General features: G+C 44.6%; 17 protein-coding genes. 13 read left to right on the top strand and 4 right to left on the bottom strand.

What is annotated here, in order from left to right; all coding sequences use genetic code 11:
- The first annotated feature begins 32 nt into the window (after positions 1-32).
- The gene (gene upp, locus DPF91_RS05635) at positions 33-659 is read left to right on the top strand and encodes a uracil phosphoribosyltransferase (protein ID WP_164684054.1); all 627 of its coding nucleotides are present in this window, start codon (positions 33-35) and stop codon (positions 657-659) included.
- Between the two features lie 96 nt (positions 660-755).
- Here upp and DPF91_RS05630 read toward each other — a convergent pair whose 3' ends face one another.
- Complete coding sequence (locus DPF91_RS05630) at positions 756-2,000, bottom strand: uracil-xanthine permease family protein (RefSeq protein ID WP_117233461.1); 1,245 nt, start codon at positions 1,998-2,000, stop codon at positions 756-758.
- A gap of 254 nt (positions 2,001-2,254) precedes the next feature.
- On the opposite strand from DPF91_RS05630, the gene DPF91_RS05625 reads away from it, so the two are divergent.
- Positions 2,255-3,439, top strand: a complete 1,185-nt coding sequence (locus DPF91_RS05625; protein WP_164684052.1) for a DUF2066 domain-containing protein — start codon at positions 2,255-2,257, stop codon at positions 3,437-3,439.
- 116 nt (positions 3,440-3,555) lie between these two features.
- Here the strand turns inward: DPF91_RS05625 and DPF91_RS05620 are convergent, their stop codons facing one another.
- The 3 genes from DPF91_RS05620 to flgA all read right to left on the bottom strand — a co-directional run bounded on the left by DPF91_RS05620 (position 3,556) and on the right by flgA (position 5,157).
- Positions 3,556-3,981: a flagella synthesis protein FlgN gene (locus DPF91_RS05620; RefSeq protein ID WP_117233459.1), complete on the bottom strand. Its 426-nt coding sequence runs from the start codon at positions 3,979-3,981 to the stop codon at positions 3,556-3,558.
- Between the two features lie 34 nt (positions 3,982-4,015).
- On the bottom strand, positions 4,016-4,330 hold the full coding sequence (gene flgM / locus DPF91_RS05615) for a flagellar biosynthesis anti-sigma factor FlgM (protein ID WP_117233458.1): 315 nt from the start codon (positions 4,328-4,330) through the stop codon (positions 4,016-4,018).
- 134 nt (positions 4,331-4,464) lie between these two features.
- Positions 4,465-5,157 carry a flagellar basal body P-ring formation chaperone FlgA gene (flgA, locus tag DPF91_RS05610; protein WP_241033763.1) on the bottom strand — a complete coding sequence of 231 codons (693 nt, stop codon included), beginning with the start codon at positions 5,155-5,157 and terminating at the stop codon, positions 4,465-4,467.
- Between the two features lie 136 nt (positions 5,158-5,293).
- Here flgA and DPF91_RS05605 point away from each other — a divergent pair, with 136 nt between their 5' ends.
- The 11 genes from DPF91_RS05605 to fliE all read left to right on the top strand — a co-directional run bounded on the left by DPF91_RS05605 (position 5,294) and on the right by fliE (position 16,410).
- Positions 5,294-6,226, top strand: a complete 933-nt coding sequence (locus tag DPF91_RS05605) for a chemotaxis protein CheV (protein WP_117233457.1) — start codon at positions 5,294-5,296, stop codon at positions 6,224-6,226.
- A gap of 20 nt (positions 6,227-6,246) precedes the next feature.
- A complete protein-coding gene (locus tag DPF91_RS05600; RefSeq protein ID WP_117233456.1) occupies positions 6,247-7,074 on the top strand; it encodes a CheR family methyltransferase in 828 nt (275 codons plus the stop codon).
- A 282-nt stretch (positions 7,075-7,356) separates the two neighbouring features.
- Positions 7,357-8,490 (top strand): flagellin, encoded by a 1,134-nt coding sequence (locus DPF91_RS05595; RefSeq protein WP_117233455.1) that lies wholly within the window; start codon positions 7,357-7,359, stop codon positions 8,488-8,490.
- A gap of 66 nt (positions 8,491-8,556) precedes the next feature.
- Positions 8,557-8,967: a flagellar protein FlaG gene (gene flaG, locus DPF91_RS05590; protein ID WP_117233454.1), complete on the top strand. Its 411-nt coding sequence runs from the start codon at positions 8,557-8,559 to the stop codon at positions 8,965-8,967.
- A gap of 19 nt (positions 8,968-8,986) precedes the next feature.
- Positions 8,987-10,966, top strand: coding sequence for a flagellar filament capping protein FliD (fliD, locus tag DPF91_RS05585; protein WP_117233453.1), 1,980 nt, complete (start codon positions 8,987-8,989; stop codon positions 10,964-10,966).
- 10 nt (positions 10,967-10,976) lie between these two features.
- A complete protein-coding gene (fliT, locus tag DPF91_RS05580) occupies positions 10,977-11,282 on the top strand; it encodes a flagellar protein FliT (RefSeq protein WP_117233452.1) in 306 nt (101 codons plus the stop codon).
- 10 nt (positions 11,283-11,292) lie between these two features.
- Complete coding sequence (gene fliS, locus DPF91_RS05575; protein WP_117233451.1) at positions 11,293-11,703, top strand: flagellar export chaperone FliS; 411 nt, start codon at positions 11,293-11,295, stop codon at positions 11,701-11,703.
- A gap of 252 nt (positions 11,704-11,955) precedes the next feature.
- Entirely contained in the window at positions 11,956-13,419 is a 1,464-nt protein-coding gene (locus DPF91_RS05570; protein WP_117233450.1) for a sigma-54 dependent transcriptional regulator, read from the top strand.
- Positions 13,420-13,525: 106 nt separating this feature from the next.
- Complete coding sequence (locus DPF91_RS05565) at positions 13,526-14,584, top strand: sensor histidine kinase (protein WP_117233449.1); 1,059 nt, start codon at positions 13,526-13,528, stop codon at positions 14,582-14,584.
- Positions 14,584-15,987: a sigma-54-dependent transcriptional regulator gene (locus DPF91_RS05560; RefSeq protein WP_117233448.1), complete on the top strand. Its 1,404-nt coding sequence runs from the start codon at positions 14,584-14,586 to the stop codon at positions 15,985-15,987. Before DPF91_RS05565 ends, DPF91_RS05560 begins: the two co-directional genes overlap by 1 nt.
- 111 nt (positions 15,988-16,098) lie before the next feature.
- Positions 16,099-16,410 carry a flagellar hook-basal body complex protein FliE gene (gene fliE, locus DPF91_RS05555; protein WP_117233447.1) on the top strand — a complete coding sequence of 104 codons (312 nt, stop codon included), beginning with the start codon at positions 16,099-16,101 and terminating at the stop codon, positions 16,408-16,410.

The raw sequence follows: 16,410 nt of genomic DNA, 5'->3' as shown, positions 1-16,410 counted from the left end.
GCAAGGTTTGTTTAAATTTGCCGGAGATGGACATGAAAGTTGTTGAAGTGAAACACCCTCTTATTAAGCACAAAGTTGGTTTGATGCGTGAGGGCGATATCAGCACTAAACGTTTTCGTGAGCTTGCAACAGAAGTAGGTAGCCTACTTACTTATGAAGCAACTTCAGATTTTGAATTGGAAAAAGTGACCATTGATGGTTGGAACGGTCCAGTAGAAGTGGATCAGATCAAAGGTAAGAAAGTAACCGTTGTTCCTATCCTACGTGCTGGTCTGGGTATGATGGATGGTGTTCTAGAGCATATCCCAAGTGCTCGTATCAGCGTAGTTGGTATCTACCGTGATGAAGAAACTCTAGAACCAGTACCGTACTTCAATAAGTTAGCATCAAACATTGATGAGCGTATTGCTCTAGTGGTTGATCCAATGCTTGCGACTGGTGGTTCTATGATTGCTACAATCGACCTAATGAAAGAGAAAGGCTGTAAGCACTTCAAAGTGCTGGTACTTGTAGCTGCTCCAGAAGGTATTGAAGCTCTAGAAAAAGCACACCCAGATGTTGAGCTGTACACTGCTGCAATCGATGAGAAGCTAAACGACAAAGGTTACATCGTTCCTGGTCTTGGTGATGCAGGTGATAAGATCTTCGGTACTAAGTAACTTTAGTTATAGCTACCGGGTCCTGACGACACAGAATAAAAACGCTCGCCAATATGGCGAGCGTTTTTTATTGCAGTCGGAATCAAATTGGGCTGTTTATTTCTCAGTTTCGATTTGAGCGTTATCGACCACTTTAGATTCCCCTAACTCTCGTGGAAGAATAAGGTTAAGTAAGATTGCCACAATACCACACAGGCTTACGCCTTGAAGGCTGAACTCACCAATACCGAAAGCCATACCGCCAATACCAAATACAAGTGTAATCGCCACGATCACTAGATTGCGTGAGTCGTGTAGGTCAACCTTGTTTTTAATTAGCGTGTTGAGCCCTACGGTTGCGATTGAACCAAAGAGTAGGATCATAATCCCCCCCATTACTGGCATTGGGATGGTTTGAAGTACTGCCCCCAGTTTTCCTACGAGCGCGAGAACAATCGCTGAAATTGCTGCCCAAGTCATAATGACTGGGTTAAATGCTTTAGTAAGCATTACAGCTCCCGTTACCTCTGAGTAGGTGGTATTTGGTGGAGCACCAACCATTGAAGCAGCAATCGTTGCCACACCGTCACCGGTAATCGTACGATGTAACCCCGGCTTCTTGAGGTAGTCTTTACCTGTCACGTTGGAAATCGCCAACATATCACCGACGTGCTCGACAGCAGGAGCGATTGCAACCGGAATCATGAATAGAATCGCGTTGATGTTGAACTCTGGCATAACAAAGTTAGGTAGGGCAAACCATGCTGCTTGTGCTACTGGAGTAAAGTCAACGATGCCATAAACCAAGCTCAGAGCGTAACCCACAACAATACCACCAAGAATCGGCATTAATTTTAGGAACCCTTTTGCTTTTACAGTGATTGCAATGGTTGTGAGCAACGAAACACATGAGATGATCAAAGAAGCGTTCGCATCCACAAGCTGTGTGCCATCACCACCTCGGCCAAGTGCCATGTTTACGGCAACGGGTGCTAACCCTAAGCCAATCACCATGATGACTGGGCCAACCACAACTGGAGGTAGCAAACGGTGAATAACAGCCAAGCCTTTTGCTTTAATTACTGCACCCATTGCAACATACACAAAACCAGCAGCCATTAAGCCACCCATTGTTGCTGGAATACCCCAAGTTTGAATACCGAACATGATTGGCGCGATAAACGCGAAAGAGGAGGCTAAGAAAATGGGAACTGTACGGCGGGTAACGAGTTGAAAGAGGAGGGTACCGACACCTGCACCGAAGAGCGCAACACTAGGGTCTAGACCTGTTAAAAGTGGAACCAGCACGAGTGCGCCAAATGCGACGAATAGCATTTGGGTTCCTTGCAGGACCTGTCTCATAAATTCTCCTTGATTAAATAATGAGCTGAATATCGTCAAATTGTTGCAAAGTGTAGCATCAAGAAATCGATTACATCTGGGATAAGATCAAACAATGACACACCGACTTACTATTCCGTGCACATACCAGATTAATTTGTTCATCAGAGGATTGTGAAAACATGTCCTGTGCTAGTCATTCCTTTAGCGCAATCCTTGCCCCTTGTTCGATAGTTGCTTATCATCCTTCTAAGCTTTTATTTATTAGGATAATTATGCGTTCTCTACTTATATTCTTGGCTAGTTTGTGTAGCTACTCAGTACACGCAATGACGACGGTTGAGCTTTATGATGCTGAAGTTGTGATTGGTGACGAAGACAATGCAGAGCGAAATGCACGCATTACTGGGATGCAACAAGTCTTGGTTCGAGCAAGTGGATCACAAGATGTGCTTAGTAACGATGTGATTAAGAAAGCTTACCGTCAAAATGATCAATACCTTTCACAAATCAGTTACGGTAGCAGCGACGATCAGCCTACCTTGGTGATGAGATTTAATGGCAGACAAATTCAATCACTGTTGAGCCAGGCACAATTACCTTATTGGCCAGAGAATCGTGAAAACATTCTACTGTGGATTGTTGAAGATAAGGGCTTTGAACGTGAAATAGCTTGGGAAACAGGTTCAAACGCTTCACTGGATGCATTTTCGATTCATGCCCGTTCGAGTGGCCTTCCTTATACGGTACCTGTTGGTGATTTTGAAGATGTGACCGGCATTAACAGTGCTGACCTGTGGGGTAGCTTTACTGGTCCTATTGCACAAGCAAGTGCGCGTTATCCAGTTGATGCGATTTTATTGGTGCGTAAGCAAGGTGAGCAAGCGCGTTGGACATTGTACGATCAAACACCGCAGCGAATGGCCGATTCAACAGCGCGACCTCTGAGTGGTTTAGTGTCGGGTAATAACGATGCTCAGATGAAGCAAGTTGTGGATGCGGTTGCTGCTCATTATGTAGGTAAGCATGCCCTCACGATTGGTAGCGATACAGATCAAAATGTTTACTTGCACATTCAAGGTGTTGATTCAGCATCGGATTTTTTCAATGTCGAGAATCGCTTAAAAGCCCTCAATACCGTAGCATCAGCAGACATCATGCAAATGCAGGGTGAGGAAATGGTCTTTAGCATCAAGCTTCTAACGGATGTTGAAAGCTTCAAACGAGAGCTCAGCAACATCGCATCATTTGCGGAAGTCGAAGTGGTGGAAGCGCTACCTGAAGCAGTGAATGAGTCCAATGTTGAGACTGCAATACCTTTGGGTGAAGAAGTTGAGCAAGTTAAGGCCGAAGGCACTGAATCAATCGTTGTTCAGGCCGTTGAGGTCGAAGCGGTCACTCCAGAAGTTGAAGAAGCTAAACAAGAAACGCGCCTTTACTACCAATGGACTCAAGAATAAATACTTGCCGTAAAATCGGTAGTTATTAGAAACAGAAAACGGAACCTGAGGTTCCGTTTTTTTATGCTTCTTTACTGGTTAAGCTAGCTATTCTCTTAATTTTTATCAATCAAGCATCATGCTTTGACAGTTGTGCCTAATGTTGAAATCGTATGAGTTTGACCGCCAGCGTTGTAGGTCATACCTATTTTACCGTGGCTTTGCTGCATCAAATTGTTGAGCTTGTTGTAGCTCAGTTGTGCCCTTTGGAGAGCCTCACCATTAACAGTGTTAGCTTGCTGACAGTCATGGATAACGGATTGTATTTGGATGACTTTATCCTTAAGTTCTGGATCTTCAGTCAGTTGAGACACACCATCGTGTTTAGCAATTCTTTCGTCGGTTTGACGCAGCAGAGTTATCAGTTCGAGTTTCTTTTTGGCCGCAGACTCAATGTCTGCAGAGACGCGCTGAGTTATCGCTACCTTTTCTTCGACTAGAAGTTGCGATAACGATAATGCGTTAGAAAGTTGAAAATCTACAAGGTCTTTTAATGCTGCCATAGAATCTGTGTTTGCGTTTAAGTGCGATTATCACTTAGAAGTTCGAGAACTCATTCTCGTACTTAATCATGTTGTCAGCCAGTTTCTCTGGGTCAACAGTGTACGAACCATTGGCAATCGCTTCCTTAATTGCAGCTACTTTTGCGCTGTCGAAGCTTGGTTGAGCAGCAAGATCAGTATGCATTTGACCAATAGCCTTACCTTGTTGGCTGAGTGATACCGCATCTTGAGGTGCTTTTGCATGGCTTGATGACTCTGAGCGATTAGACGCAGAGTTAGAGTCTGAACGAACAGCACTACGGTTGGTAGTCAGTGTTTGTCCTGAACGAATATTATCGATGCCAGTCATAATTGAATGCCTTTTGAATGCAATAAAAACGAGACGTTGTAATCCGGTTATCGACTAAGCTTTGGAATACTTTAACGATATTTAGTAAAAAATGGCAAAAAAACGTCGTTCTTCAGTTTGATTGACACTTAGGCCTAAAAGTTCACCGTCACTTCTCCAATAGCGGAGACTCGTCCCTCAATTATACGCTGACTTTTGTCGTTTTTCACTCTTACTTGCTCACCCAATGACGCGTCGGATAGTGCTGTTCCATTAGTGATGATGCTCATTTCCCCCTTAACAGCTTTGATCATGACTGACTCATTGCGACAAACAACACATATATCACGCTGTTCAACCACATCCCCCATCTTTATATTGCGCTTTACTTTTGCTCCAGCGATGAGCGTTTTAGAGGAAAAACCGAAACGTCGAAAGGCGTTGAGGTCGACAAACTTCATCGAAAGGTCACTCTCCGCAATCACTTCTCCTCGAGCGAGTGCTCGATTAGTAATAATGAGGGGTTGAGAACGATTTACTCTGACCGGCACATAAACCCGCCAGTTGTCTTCTTCACAGCGAACGAGCACCGTAATGTTGGATGTAACGTTAGTAGAATTGGAGCTAGTAATGAGCGGAGAAGGGCAGTCGGTGGCATGAATTCGACTATCAATATTCGCCGCTAATGCCGATATTTTTCCACCCGCTGGCGGAGCAAAATTATCGGTAACATATTGCTCTGCGGACACTTTTATTTGCTTCAGCTGTTCGGGTGTTGCAGCGACGCTGCTCACACTGATCATTATGCTAAAGAGAAATCCGAAAATGCCGATAGACTTACTAAACATTTTTTATAAAGCTCTGCAGTTAGATATGGAAATATGCATCAGTTTGAGAATATAATACATCATTCTGTTACAATGTTTGCGTTGATACTTGTAGACTACCACTTTTCGCTAAGAAGTTTGATATGGAGAATAGCGTATGACGGGAATTTTGGACTCGGTAAACCAACGAACGCAGCTTGTTGGTCAGAACCGATTGGAACTATTGACATTCCGTTTAATGGGTCGTCAGCGTTACGGTATTAACGTATTTAAGGTTAAAGAAGTTCTTCAGTGTCCAAAACTGACGTCTATGCCAAATCTTAATCCTTTGGTTAAGGGTATTGCGCATATTCGTGGACAAACTATTTCAGTTATCGACTTAAGCTTAGCAATTGGCGGTCGTCCAACGACGGATATCGATAACTGTTTCGTGGTTATTTCAGAATTCAACCGCACTATTCAAGGCTTCTTAGTAAGCTCAGTTGAACGTATTATCAACATGCACTGGGAATCCATTCTTCCACCGCCAGATGGCGCAGGTAAGTCAAACTACCTAACTGCGGTCACTAATATCGATAACGAGTTAGTTGAGATTCTGGATGTAGAAAAAATCTTGATGGAAATCTCTCCTGCTGATGAAACTATGGACAGTGGTATCGCAGAAGAAATCGCTCAAGTAGAACAAGAATCTCAAAAAGAGATCGTTCGTCGAATTCTAATTGCTGATGACTCAACCGTGGCACGCAAACAGGTGCAGCGAGCAATTGAATCGATCGGCTTTGAAGCGATTGCGGTGAAAGATGGTAAAGAAGCGTACTACAAGCTTGCTGAAATGGCAGCTCAAGGCAGCATCTACGATCAGATTTCTTTGGTGATTTCGGATATCGAAATGCCAGAAATGGATGGTTATACACTGACGGCAGAAATCCGTCGTCATCCAGATTTAAAAGATTTACACGTCATCTTGCACACCTCGTTAAGTGGGGTGTTTAACCAGGCGATGGTTGAACGCGTTGGCGCGAATGAGTTTATTGCGAAGTTTAACCCTGATGAGTTAGGCACAGCAGTTAAAGCCGCAGTAACTAAATAATTATTTACAAAGAGAAAAGAATGACAGCTATAACCATAAGTGATCAAGAGTATCGCGATTTTACTCGGTTTTTGGAGTCTCAATGTGGCATCGTGCTAGGTGATAGTAAGCAATACCTAGTTCGTAGTCGATTGAGCCCATTAGTGACCAAGTTCAAGCTTGGTTCACTGTCTGATCTGCTTAAGGATGTCATTTCAGGAAGAAACCGCGAGCTGCGCCTTGCTGCAGTTGATGCGATGACAACCAACGAAACTCTGTGGTTCCGTGATAACTACCCATTTACGGTACTGGCTGACAAGCTGTTGCCAGAGATTGCGGCAAATAAGCGCCCGATCAAAATTTGGTCGGCAGCGAGCTCATCTGGCCAAGAGCCATACTCAATGGCGATGACGGTACTGGAAACTCAAGCTCGCAAGCCTGGCATGCTGAGTAGTGTTTCGATTACCGCAACAGATATTTCAGCGAGCATGCTGGAGCAATGCCGTGCGGGTGTATACGACAACCTAGCGTTAGGTCGTGGTTTGTCTCCAGAGCGTAAGAGAACGTTCTTTGAAGATGCTGGTGACGGCAAAATGAAGATCAAAGATAACGTTAAGCGCATGGTTTCTTTCCGCCCGCAAAATTTAATGGACAACTATACGCTTCTGGGTAAATTCGACATTATTTTCTGCCGAAACGTACTGATATACTTTTCTCCAGAGATGAAGTCGAAAGTACTAAATCAAATGGCGAATAGCCTTAACCCTGGTGGCTACTTGTTGTTGGGTGCGTCGGAATCATTAACAGGCCTGACCGATCGTTTTGAGATGGTGCGTTGTAACCCAGGGATTATTTATAAGCTTAAATAGCCAATTCGAACATTCTAAAAACCCAGCTTTCGAGCTGGGTTTTTTATTGCCTGAGATTTGGGGTGATGATCACACAAACCATATTGCTGAATCTAAATAGCGATTTTTCTTAATTTTTTTCTAAAGCTTCTATATAGGAAGCCGTTAAAGGGAACGAGAGAAATGAAATTAGTGTGCCAATGTGAGGTGAGAGACACGGCGGCACACCTTTAAATATGACCTGTCTACAAACTGGGGTGAGAGCCAGCGCGTGGATGGTGACCTACGCCAAAGGAGATCAATATGGCAATTAATGTAAACACTAACGTGTCTGCAATGACGGCTCAGCGTTACCTAAATCAATCTGCAGGTGACGTTCAAAAATCAATGGAACGCCTATCTTCAGGCTACAAAATCAATAGTGCAAAAGATGACGCAGCAGGTCTGCAAATCTCTAACCGCTTAACGGCTCAAAGCCGCGGTCTAGACATGGCGGTTAAGAATGCCAACGATGGTATTTCGATCGCACAAACAGCTGAAGGCGCAATGGATGAGTCTACTAACATCCTACAGCGTATGCGTGACCTAGCGCTTCAGTCTTCTAACGGCTCTAACTCTCGTGCAGAACGTATTGCTATTCAAGAAGAAGTGACGGCTCTAAACGACGAACTTAACCGTATCGCTGAAACAACCTCTTTTGGTGGTAACAAACTACTAAACGGTACTTACGGCAGCCAATCTTTCCAAATCGGTGCGGACTCTGGTGAAGGTGTTCAACTTTCTATCGGCAACATGCGCTCTGACACGGTTGATATGGGTGGTAAGAGCTACCAAGCAACAGCGGGCAAAGCAGCGGATTGGACTGCACAATCAGGTTCTCTAGACCTAACAATGGCTTACACTGACGTACACGGTGATGCACAAAACATCACTATCAACGTAAAAGAAGGTGATGACCTAGAGCAGGTTGCAACTTACATCAACGGTCAAAATGAAGATGTAAAAGCGTCTGTTGGTGAAGATGGTAAACTGCAAATGTACGCATCATCTCAAAAGGTTGATGGTAGTGTTACATTCAGTGGTGGTCTAGCAACAGACATCGGTTTTGGTGCTGAAAAAGATGTAACGGTTGCTGATATCGACGTAACATCTGTTGCAGGTTCTCAAGAAGCGGTTGCTATCATTGATGGTGCACTGAAAAACGTAGATAGCCAACGAGCTTCTCTAGGTGCTTTCCAAAATCGTTTTGATCACGCAATCAACAACCTTGAAAACATCAATGAAAACGTGAACGCATCTAAGAGCCGAATCAAAGATACTGACTTTGCTCGTGAAACAACTCAGATGACGAAATCACAAATTCTACAACAAGCAAGTACTTCTATTCTTGCACAAGCGAAACAAACGCCATCTGCAGCGCTTAGCCTACTTGGCTAATCCAAGCTTTTTAATGGACCGGCGGTAAATTGATACCGCCCCCTGCGGGGTGGAAGGGAGAGTGTTATGGAACTATCTTCAAGCACATCGAACATCCAGCCTTATGGTTCGCTTAGTGGCACACAAATTGCAAAAGAAGAAACCAAGAATAGCGAGATAACAACGAACAAACCGAGTTCGGCGCAAGGACAACCTAAAGAAATTTCCAAAGTTGACACTTCGAAGCAGATTGCAGAGATGCAACAAGAATTGAATCAACAACAGAGGGAACAGATGGTTGAAGAGATGAACGAGTTTATTTCTTCACTCAACAAAGGATTGTCATTTCGTGTCGATGAAGAATCAGGAAAGAACGTGGTTACCATTTATGAGGTAAGCAGCGGTGAAGTCATAAGACAGTTTCCTGATGCGGCGATGTTAGAAGTTTATCGCAACTTAGCGAATGGTGGCTCAAGCCTACTGATCGATAAGGTTTAGTTTTTTCTGAGGTGATTTGATGAGCATAAACCCAATGGGCATGGGTGCTGGAATGGATATCAATTCCATGGTGAGTAAAATTGTCAATGCGGAGCGTTTACCTAAACAGCAACGTATTGATAATGAGCGCACTCAAATTGATACCAGTATCAGTGCTTATGGGCGGCTCAGAGAGTCGTTAGATAGCATGAAGATGTTAATGGCTGAATTCCGTCAGGAAAAAGCCTTTGCAGCGCGTACAGTTGATTCAACTGACGAGAGTGTTATCTCAGCGACAGCCACAACAGAAGCGATCGCCGGCAAATATGCAGTCGATGTGTTGCAGCTTGCTCAAAGTCATAAAATTGCGTCGGATGTACTTCCAAAAGACGTAAAATTTGACCAGGGTAAGCTGCAAATTTCGCTCGGTGATGACAGCTTCTCTATTGATGTAAAGAAAAACGCGCGACTGGTCGATGTTGTGCGCGAAATCAACTCAGCCAAAGATAACCCTGGTGTTCGAGCATCGGTGATCAACGATGTTGAAGGCCCAAGGATGATCTTAGCGTCAGATTACTCTGGTGCTGAGCATAATATTCAGATCTCTGTTGATGCAGAGATTGGCAATCCTCTCAAACAGTTCGAATACAAAACTCTCGAAGATCGTATTGAAGCGCTAGAAAAAGCACGAGCTAATGCTCAGGCGTTGATTGCTCCGGAGTCGGTATCTGAGGATGAAGAAGGGCAAGATGTTGCCGCCTTGTCTGAAGACGCAAGTGATGAAGAGAGCCTGGATCAGCCGTTCAGTGCCGATCCCAATGCCGCTGAAGCCAACATGGCTGAAGATCTTAATGGCGATGGCGTTATTTCTGCTGATGAAATGAGAGCCGCCGTAGCTGCCGCAACTGGCAAGCCAGAAGACACCATTCCTGGTTGGTCTGAAACAGCATCTGGTACCTTGCTTGATTCTTATCAGTTTCCTGAACCTGAGCTTGATCAGAAGGCTTTAAAGAAAGCGCCTGATGTTCCGGGTTGGAGCAATACTGCATCAGGGACCTTGACCGACTCTTATGTCACACCAAAAGAAGCACAAGCTGCGCTAGACTCAGAGCTAGCCGCAGAGCAAGCTGCTATAGCATCAGCGGTTGCAAATGGTGATATGACAGAAGAAGAAGCCAAAGCAATTGAACGTGCCAAGCTACCAAAAGAAGAACAAGAACGATTAGAACAGCTGGAAGTCGCACAGAAAGCACTGGTTGCTGCACAGTCATCGTTTGATGCCTATAACGGTATGACAGAAGTTCAAGCTGCACAGGATTCAATGGTGATGCTTGATGGTGTTGCTCAACTTTCGAGTGATAACAATGTCATTGAAAACGCTATCGACGGTGTTGATCTCACGGTTAAGAATTTAAGCAAGCCAGGAGAGAAACCAGCAGAGATTGGTATCGAGTATGATAGGCAACGTGTACAAAACGACATTGAACAGTTTGTGGCGGCCTACAACCAGTTTTATCAAACCACCAAAGATCTGTCAGCGGTAGACCCCGTGACTGGCCAAATGGGGCCTCTTGCTGGTGATAGTATTGTTCGCAATGCTGAATCTCGTTTAAAAAGCGTGTTCTCAACGTCTATTGAAAAAGCACCAGAAGACATTAAAAGCCTCACTGAGTTTGGTATTACCACCACACGTCAAGGTAATTTAGAGATCAATTATGAGATGCTTAACAAGCAGATCAACAATAACTTTAACAAGCTAGGTGAGTTTTTTGGGGGGAATGACGGCTTTGCAAAGAAGGTCGAGGATGCTATTCACTCATTAACGGGTATGACGGGTACAATTCGAACCCGTGAGCAGGGAATGGTTGAACGTAACTATCGCCTGAATGATGACCAAGACTCACTAGATCGCCGTATGCAAAGTTTAGAGCAAAGAACACACGCCAAATTTACTGCGATGCAAGATGCAACCAGCAATATGCAATCGCAGCTTGCAGGCTTGATGAGTGCGATAGGCTAAGAAGCGCTAAATGACGACGAAATTGCAAGAATTGTGTGATCTTGATTCACAGTTGATAGAATTGTTAAATATAGATTCCCCTGAGACTGAAGAAATTGTCGCAATGGTCGATAAGAGGGATAAGTTAGTGCAAATTATTCTGCAAGAAGTAAAAAGTGACTCTTCGATGACACAATCCAAGCTGTGGGATGAGTCAATAAAAAGAACAAAATTTATCATTGAACGGATGAATGATGAGACGTCCAAGTTGGGGCAACAGCTAAGGCGTTATCGCCACGGTAATAAGTCGGTTCAACAGTACAAAAAGTTTATTTAACGAGGTTAATATGCGCGGTTCATTACAAGCGTACAAGCGGGTATCGGTAGACAGTCAGCTAAGCTCTGCGTCACCGCACAAAGTCATTCAAATGCTAATGGCTGGCGCTATTGAACGTCTAATCCAAGGAAAAGCTGCAATGCAGCAAGGAAATATTGCTGTAAAGGGTGAGCGCTTGGGTAAAGCGTTGGATATCGTAATCAGCTTACGTAGTTGCCTATCTATGGATGATGGCGGTGATATTGCACAGAATCTCGACCAACTCTACGATTTTGTGATTGCACAGATCTCTGCAGCAAACTTGCAAAATGATCCTCAACCAATTGATGATGTTGTTGAGATTTTAAGAGAAATTAAATCAGCATGGGACCAGATTCCGACTGAATATCATAATTTGACTGCGGACGAAGTTGGAATTTAAGAAAAATCTTATTCTTTCCACCAACCTCACATCAGTTAAATGCTTGGTTGCCTTTATTTTTTAATTAAATAAAATAAGAAGCCATTAGTAGCCCTAATGGCTTTTTTGTTGCCGATCAAAGAAAGTTGTCTATTGTTAATCCATAGATGTAGCTCTATTTCGCTTAGCTGAAGACTTTCTTCTCATCATATACCTTAAGGAAATAAGGTATCGGCGACTCATTTCTCAAATGTAAGGCAATATCTCAAACATATGCAAGGCTTGGCAAAACTGCTAGTGATTGACGACAATGAACAAAGTCGTCTCAATCTACGCAACATTTTGGAATTTGTAGGCGAGCACTGCGAAGTGATCCGTTCGGATCAAATACACAGCATTGACTGGACTAAGGTTTGGTCAGGCTGCATTCTGGGTAACTTATGCGGTAAGAAGATCAACACTGAGCTTGCCACTGCATTAAAAAAATCCAACCATATTCCTCTGTTAGTTTTAGGCAAATGTGCCTACGACGTAGAAGATCTTCCGCATTACGTTGGAGAGTTAGAACTTCCCCTAAACTACCCTCAGCTGAGTGCTGCATTACGTCATTGCAAAGACTTCTTGGGCCGTAAAGGCGTTCAAACACCACATACCAACCGCAAGAATACACTGTTCAGAAGCCTAGTCGGTCAAAGCTCTGGTATTCAAGAGGTACGACACCTCATTGAGCAGGTCTCTGGTACAGAAGCGAGCGTTCTCATCCTTGGCGAGTCAGGCACAGGTAAAGAGGTGGTGGCGCGCAATGTCCATTACCACTCATCGCGTCGCAATGGCCCGTTCGTTCCTATTAATTGTGGTGCGATTCCGGCGGAGTTGCTTGAAAGTGAACTATTTGGGCACGAGAAAGGGGCGTTTACTGGTGCGATTACTGGACGTAAAGGGCGTTTTGAACTAGCGGAAGGCGGTACGATCTTTTTAGACGAGATTGGCGATATGCCAATGACGATGCAGGTAAAACTGCTTCGAGTACTGCAAGAGCGTACGTTTGAACGAGTCGGTGGCAACACGACGATTAAAGTTAACGTTCGCGTTGTTGCAGCAACGCACCGCAACTTAGAAGCAATGATCGATGAAGGTAAGTTCCGCGAGGACCTGTATTATCGTCTGAATGTGTTCCCAATCGAAATGCCTGCGTTGAAAGAGCGTTCCGAGGATATTCCACTTCTATTGCAAGAGCTGATGACGCGAATGGAAGCCGAAGGTGGTGAGCCAATCTGCTTCACACCTCGTGCGATCAATTCGTTGATGGAGCATGGCTGGCCAGGAAATGTTCGTGAGCTAGCAAACTTAGTCGAAAGGATGGTTATTCTCTATCCAAACAGTTTAGTTGACGTTAATCATTTACCGACTAAGTATCGTTACAGCGACATACCTGAGTTTCAACCAGAAATGTCGCCGATTCCAATTGAAGAACAAGAGCAGGACGTATTCTCTGACATCTTCTCTGAAGACTTTTCATTCGAAGATACAGCGGAGTTCAATGATACAGCTGGTGGTCCTCAAGAGCTCCCACCTGAGGGTGTGAACCTCAAAGAAATGCTAGCGGAAGTTGAAATTAATATGATCAGTCAAGCGCTTGACGCTCAGAGTGGTGTGGTCGCTAGAGCAGCAGATATGCTCGGAATGCGCCGTACTACCTTGGTTGAGAAGATGCGGAAATACAACTTACAGAGATAGTCAAAATATCGACGCTGTTATAAGTTACTGATAAATTGGTTTAAATAGCCTGGTACGTATTATGCATACCAGGCTATTGTTATTTTTAATGATACGGAATACTGACATGACCGAAGGCAACGCACCGCGTCCGGCTTCAAACTTGGGAACCTTGGAAGAACAAGTTTCTCGATACCAACAAGTACTGGATGTAATGCCTGCTGGTGTGATACTGCTTGATACACAAGGGGAAGTGCGCGAAGCCAACCCTGAAGCACACCGTTTGCTAGAAGTACCTTTAGTCGGAGAGAAGTGGTTTTCGGTCATCCAAAATGCGTTTGCGCCGCAAGACGATGATGGTCATGAGATCTCACTAAAGAATGGTCGTAAGGTTCGTCTAGCGATTTCAGCGTCAACAGATGGTCAGTTGATTTTAATCACGGACCTAACAGAGACTCGATTGCTACAAAGCCGAGTGAGTGACCTTCAGCGACTATCGTCGTTGGGCCGTATGGTTGCGTCTTTGGCTCATCAGGTGCGAACACCACTTTCAAGTGCGATGTTGTATGCCTCGAATCTCGCAGCGCCAAACTTGCCACCGGCGACGAAAGATCGCTTTCAGACCAAATTGATGGATCGACTTCACGACCTTGAAAAGCAAGTGAATGATATGTTGCTGTTTGCCAAAGGTGGTGATAACAAAGTTGTCAATAAGTTCACAGTGGCTCAGCTAGTTGCCGAGTTTCAGCCTATGGTCGAAACCGTGATTAAGAATAACCAGATTGATTACTTCTTAGAAGTTGAGTCTGAACAAGTAGAATTGATGGGCAATGCCAATGCAATTTCCTCTGCAGTCAGCAACTTAGTGGTTAATGCGGTACAAATTGCCGGAAAAGAGTCTCAGGTTGATGTATTTTTCCGAGTCGCCAATGGTGAGCTAAAGATCTCGGTTCAAGACAGTGGCCCAGGTGTGCCAGCTGAACTGAAAAATAAGATTATGGAACCCTTCTTCACAACGCGCTCCCAAGGTACAGGCCTTGGTTTAGCCGTAGTGCAAATGGTGTGTCGAGCACACGAAGGGCGATTAGAATTAATTTCGGAAGAGGGCGACGGGGCATGCTTTACGGTGTGTGTTCCTGTCGAACGTTCTCTTTCTGAAGACCGTACTAATATTGGAGATAAATGATGGCTCAAAGTAGAGTTTTAATCGTCGAAGACGATGAAGGTTTGCGTGAAGCACTAGTCGATACCCTTGCATTAGCGGGTTACGAGTGGCTAGAAGCTGACTGTGCCGAAGATGCATTAGTGAAACTGAAATCTAATGCTGTTGATATCGTTGTCTCTGATGTGCAGATGGCTGGTATGGGTGGATTAGCATTGCTGCGTAACATCAAGCAGCATTGGCCAAAATTACCCGTGTTGCTGATGACGGCTTACGCCAATATTGAAGACGCGGTATCGGCAATGAAGGAAGGAGCGATTGATTATATGGCGAAGCCATTTGCTCCTGAAGTATTGCTTAACATGGTAAGCCGCTACGCTCCAATTAAGTCTGACGACAATGGTGATGCGGTGGTCGCCGATGAGAAGAGCCTACGTCTTCTGCAGCTAGCCGATAAAGTAGCAAAAACAGATGCGAATGTGATGGTGCTTGGTCCAAGTGGTTCGGGGAAAGAAGTGATGTCTCGCTACATCCATAATGCTTCGAATCGAAAAGATGGCCCATTCATAGCGATTAACTGTGCTGCCATTCCAGATAACATGCTTGAAGCGACCCTTTTTGGTTATGAAAAAGGTGCGTTCACTGGCGCGGTTCAGGCGTGCCCAGGTAAGTTTGAGCAGGCTCAAGGCGGTACTATTTTGCTGGACGAGATCAGCGAAATGGATCTGAACTTGCAAGCAAAACTGCTACGCGTTCTTCAAGAGCGTGAAGTGGAGCGTTTAGGTAGTCGCAAGAGTATAAAGCTCGATGTTCGCGTATTGGCAACCAGTAACCGTGACCTAAAGCAGTATGTTTCAGAAGGAAACTTCCGTGAAGACTTGTATTACCGCTTGAACGTGTTCCCAATTGCGTGGCCGGCACTCAAAGATCGTACTGGTGATATTGAGCCCTTAGCAAAGCACTTGACTGAGCGCCACTGTAAGAAACTTGGAATGCCCGTACCTAGTGTCTCAGCACAAGCGATAGCTAAGCTGACCGCTTACCCATGGCCGGGTAATGTGCGAGAGCTAGATAACGTCGTGCAGCGTGCACTTATTCTGAGCGACCAAGGTAATATCAATGCCGAACATATTTTGCTTGAAGGTGTGGATTGGCAAGACGCCAACTCATTACAGCAAGTCGTCGAAACAGGTCAGGCTACACCAACGGTTAAACCAGTGGCAGAGCCAACTCCAGAGAAAGCGACAACGGCTCCAGAAAGTTTGGGCAACGAGCTTCGCGATCAAGAGTACGCAATTATCTTAGAAACCTTGATTGAGTGTAATGGTCGTCGTAAAGAAATTGCAGAGAAGCTCGGGATCAGCCCACGCACATTACGTTACAAGTTGGCGAAAATGCGCGATGCTGGAATCGATATCCCAAGCTGATCCTTGTATGAGGTATGAGTATGCTAGAGAATTAATTCTGGCATACTGATTGCACTGTCAATAAATATAGTAAACAATACGCCATATTTTTGGCGGCATTTGAGGTATGGAATGAATATTGGTGGAATTCAAGGCGAAATGCAGGCAATGAAGCTTGAAGCGCTTAACACGCAATCAGCAGCAACAGGCCAAAAGGTGGGTGCTGATTTCGGTGATATGTTGACGCAAGCCATCAATAATGTGAACGGCCTTCAAAAGACCTCAGGTGATCTACAAGTTCGTTTTGATAGAGGCGACGCCGATGTCTCACTATCAGATGTAATGATAGCTCGAAACAAATCGAGTGTTGCCTTTGATGCAACCATCCAGATTCGTAATAAGCTCGTGGAAGCTTACAAAGAGTTAATGAGCATGCCTGTGTAA

The sequence above is a fragment of the Vibrio maerlii genome (genome assembly GCF_003415655.1).
Lineage (GTDB): Bacteria > Pseudomonadota > Gammaproteobacteria > Enterobacterales > Vibrionaceae > Vibrio > Vibrio maerlii.
Note: the sequence above shows the minus strand (reverse complement) of the source record. Positions and strands in the feature narration are given on the sequence as shown.

Bases quoted from the DNA above. Each gene is read 5' to 3' on its own strand.
- upp (WP_164684054.1), top strand. From the start codon at position 33: ATGAAAGTTGTTGAAGTGAAACACCCTCTTATTAAGCACAAAGTTGGT.
- DPF91_RS05630 (WP_117233461.1), bottom strand. From the start codon at position 2,000: ATGAGACAGGTCCTGCAAGGAACCCAAATGCTATTCGTCGCATTTGGC.
- DPF91_RS05625 (WP_164684052.1), top strand. From the start codon at position 2,255: ATGCGTTCTCTACTTATATTCTTGGCTAGTTTGTGTAGCTACTCAGTA.
- DPF91_RS05620 (WP_117233459.1), bottom strand. From the start codon at position 3,981: ATGGCAGCATTAAAAGACCTTGTAGATTTTCAACTTTCTAACGCATTA.
- flgM (WP_117233458.1), bottom strand. From the start codon at position 4,330: ATGACTGGCATCGATAATATTCGTTCAGGACAAACACTGACTACCAAC.
- flgA (WP_241033763.1), bottom strand. From the start codon at position 5,157: ATGTTTAGTAAGTCTATCGGCATTTTCGGATTTCTCTTTAGCATAATG.
- DPF91_RS05605 (WP_117233457.1), top strand. From the start codon at position 5,294: ATGACGGGAATTTTGGACTCGGTAAACCAACGAACGCAGCTTGTTGGT.
- DPF91_RS05600 (WP_117233456.1), top strand. From the start codon at position 6,247: ATGACAGCTATAACCATAAGTGATCAAGAGTATCGCGATTTTACTCGG.
- DPF91_RS05595 (WP_117233455.1), top strand. From the start codon at position 7,357: ATGGCAATTAATGTAAACACTAACGTGTCTGCAATGACGGCTCAGCGT.
- flaG (WP_117233454.1), top strand. From the start codon at position 8,557: ATGGAACTATCTTCAAGCACATCGAACATCCAGCCTTATGGTTCGCTT.
- fliD (WP_117233453.1), top strand. From the start codon at position 8,987: ATGAGCATAAACCCAATGGGCATGGGTGCTGGAATGGATATCAATTCC.
- fliT (WP_117233452.1), top strand. From the start codon at position 10,977: ATGACGACGAAATTGCAAGAATTGTGTGATCTTGATTCACAGTTGATA.
- fliS (WP_117233451.1), top strand. From the start codon at position 11,293: ATGCGCGGTTCATTACAAGCGTACAAGCGGGTATCGGTAGACAGTCAG.
- DPF91_RS05570 (WP_117233450.1), top strand. From the start codon at position 11,956: ATGCAAGGCTTGGCAAAACTGCTAGTGATTGACGACAATGAACAAAGT.
- DPF91_RS05565 (WP_117233449.1), top strand. From the start codon at position 13,526: ATGACCGAAGGCAACGCACCGCGTCCGGCTTCAAACTTGGGAACCTTG.
- DPF91_RS05560 (WP_117233448.1), top strand. From the start codon at position 14,584: ATGGCTCAAAGTAGAGTTTTAATCGTCGAAGACGATGAAGGTTTGCGT.
- fliE (WP_117233447.1), top strand. From the start codon at position 16,099: ATGAATATTGGTGGAATTCAAGGCGAAATGCAGGCAATGAAGCTTGAA.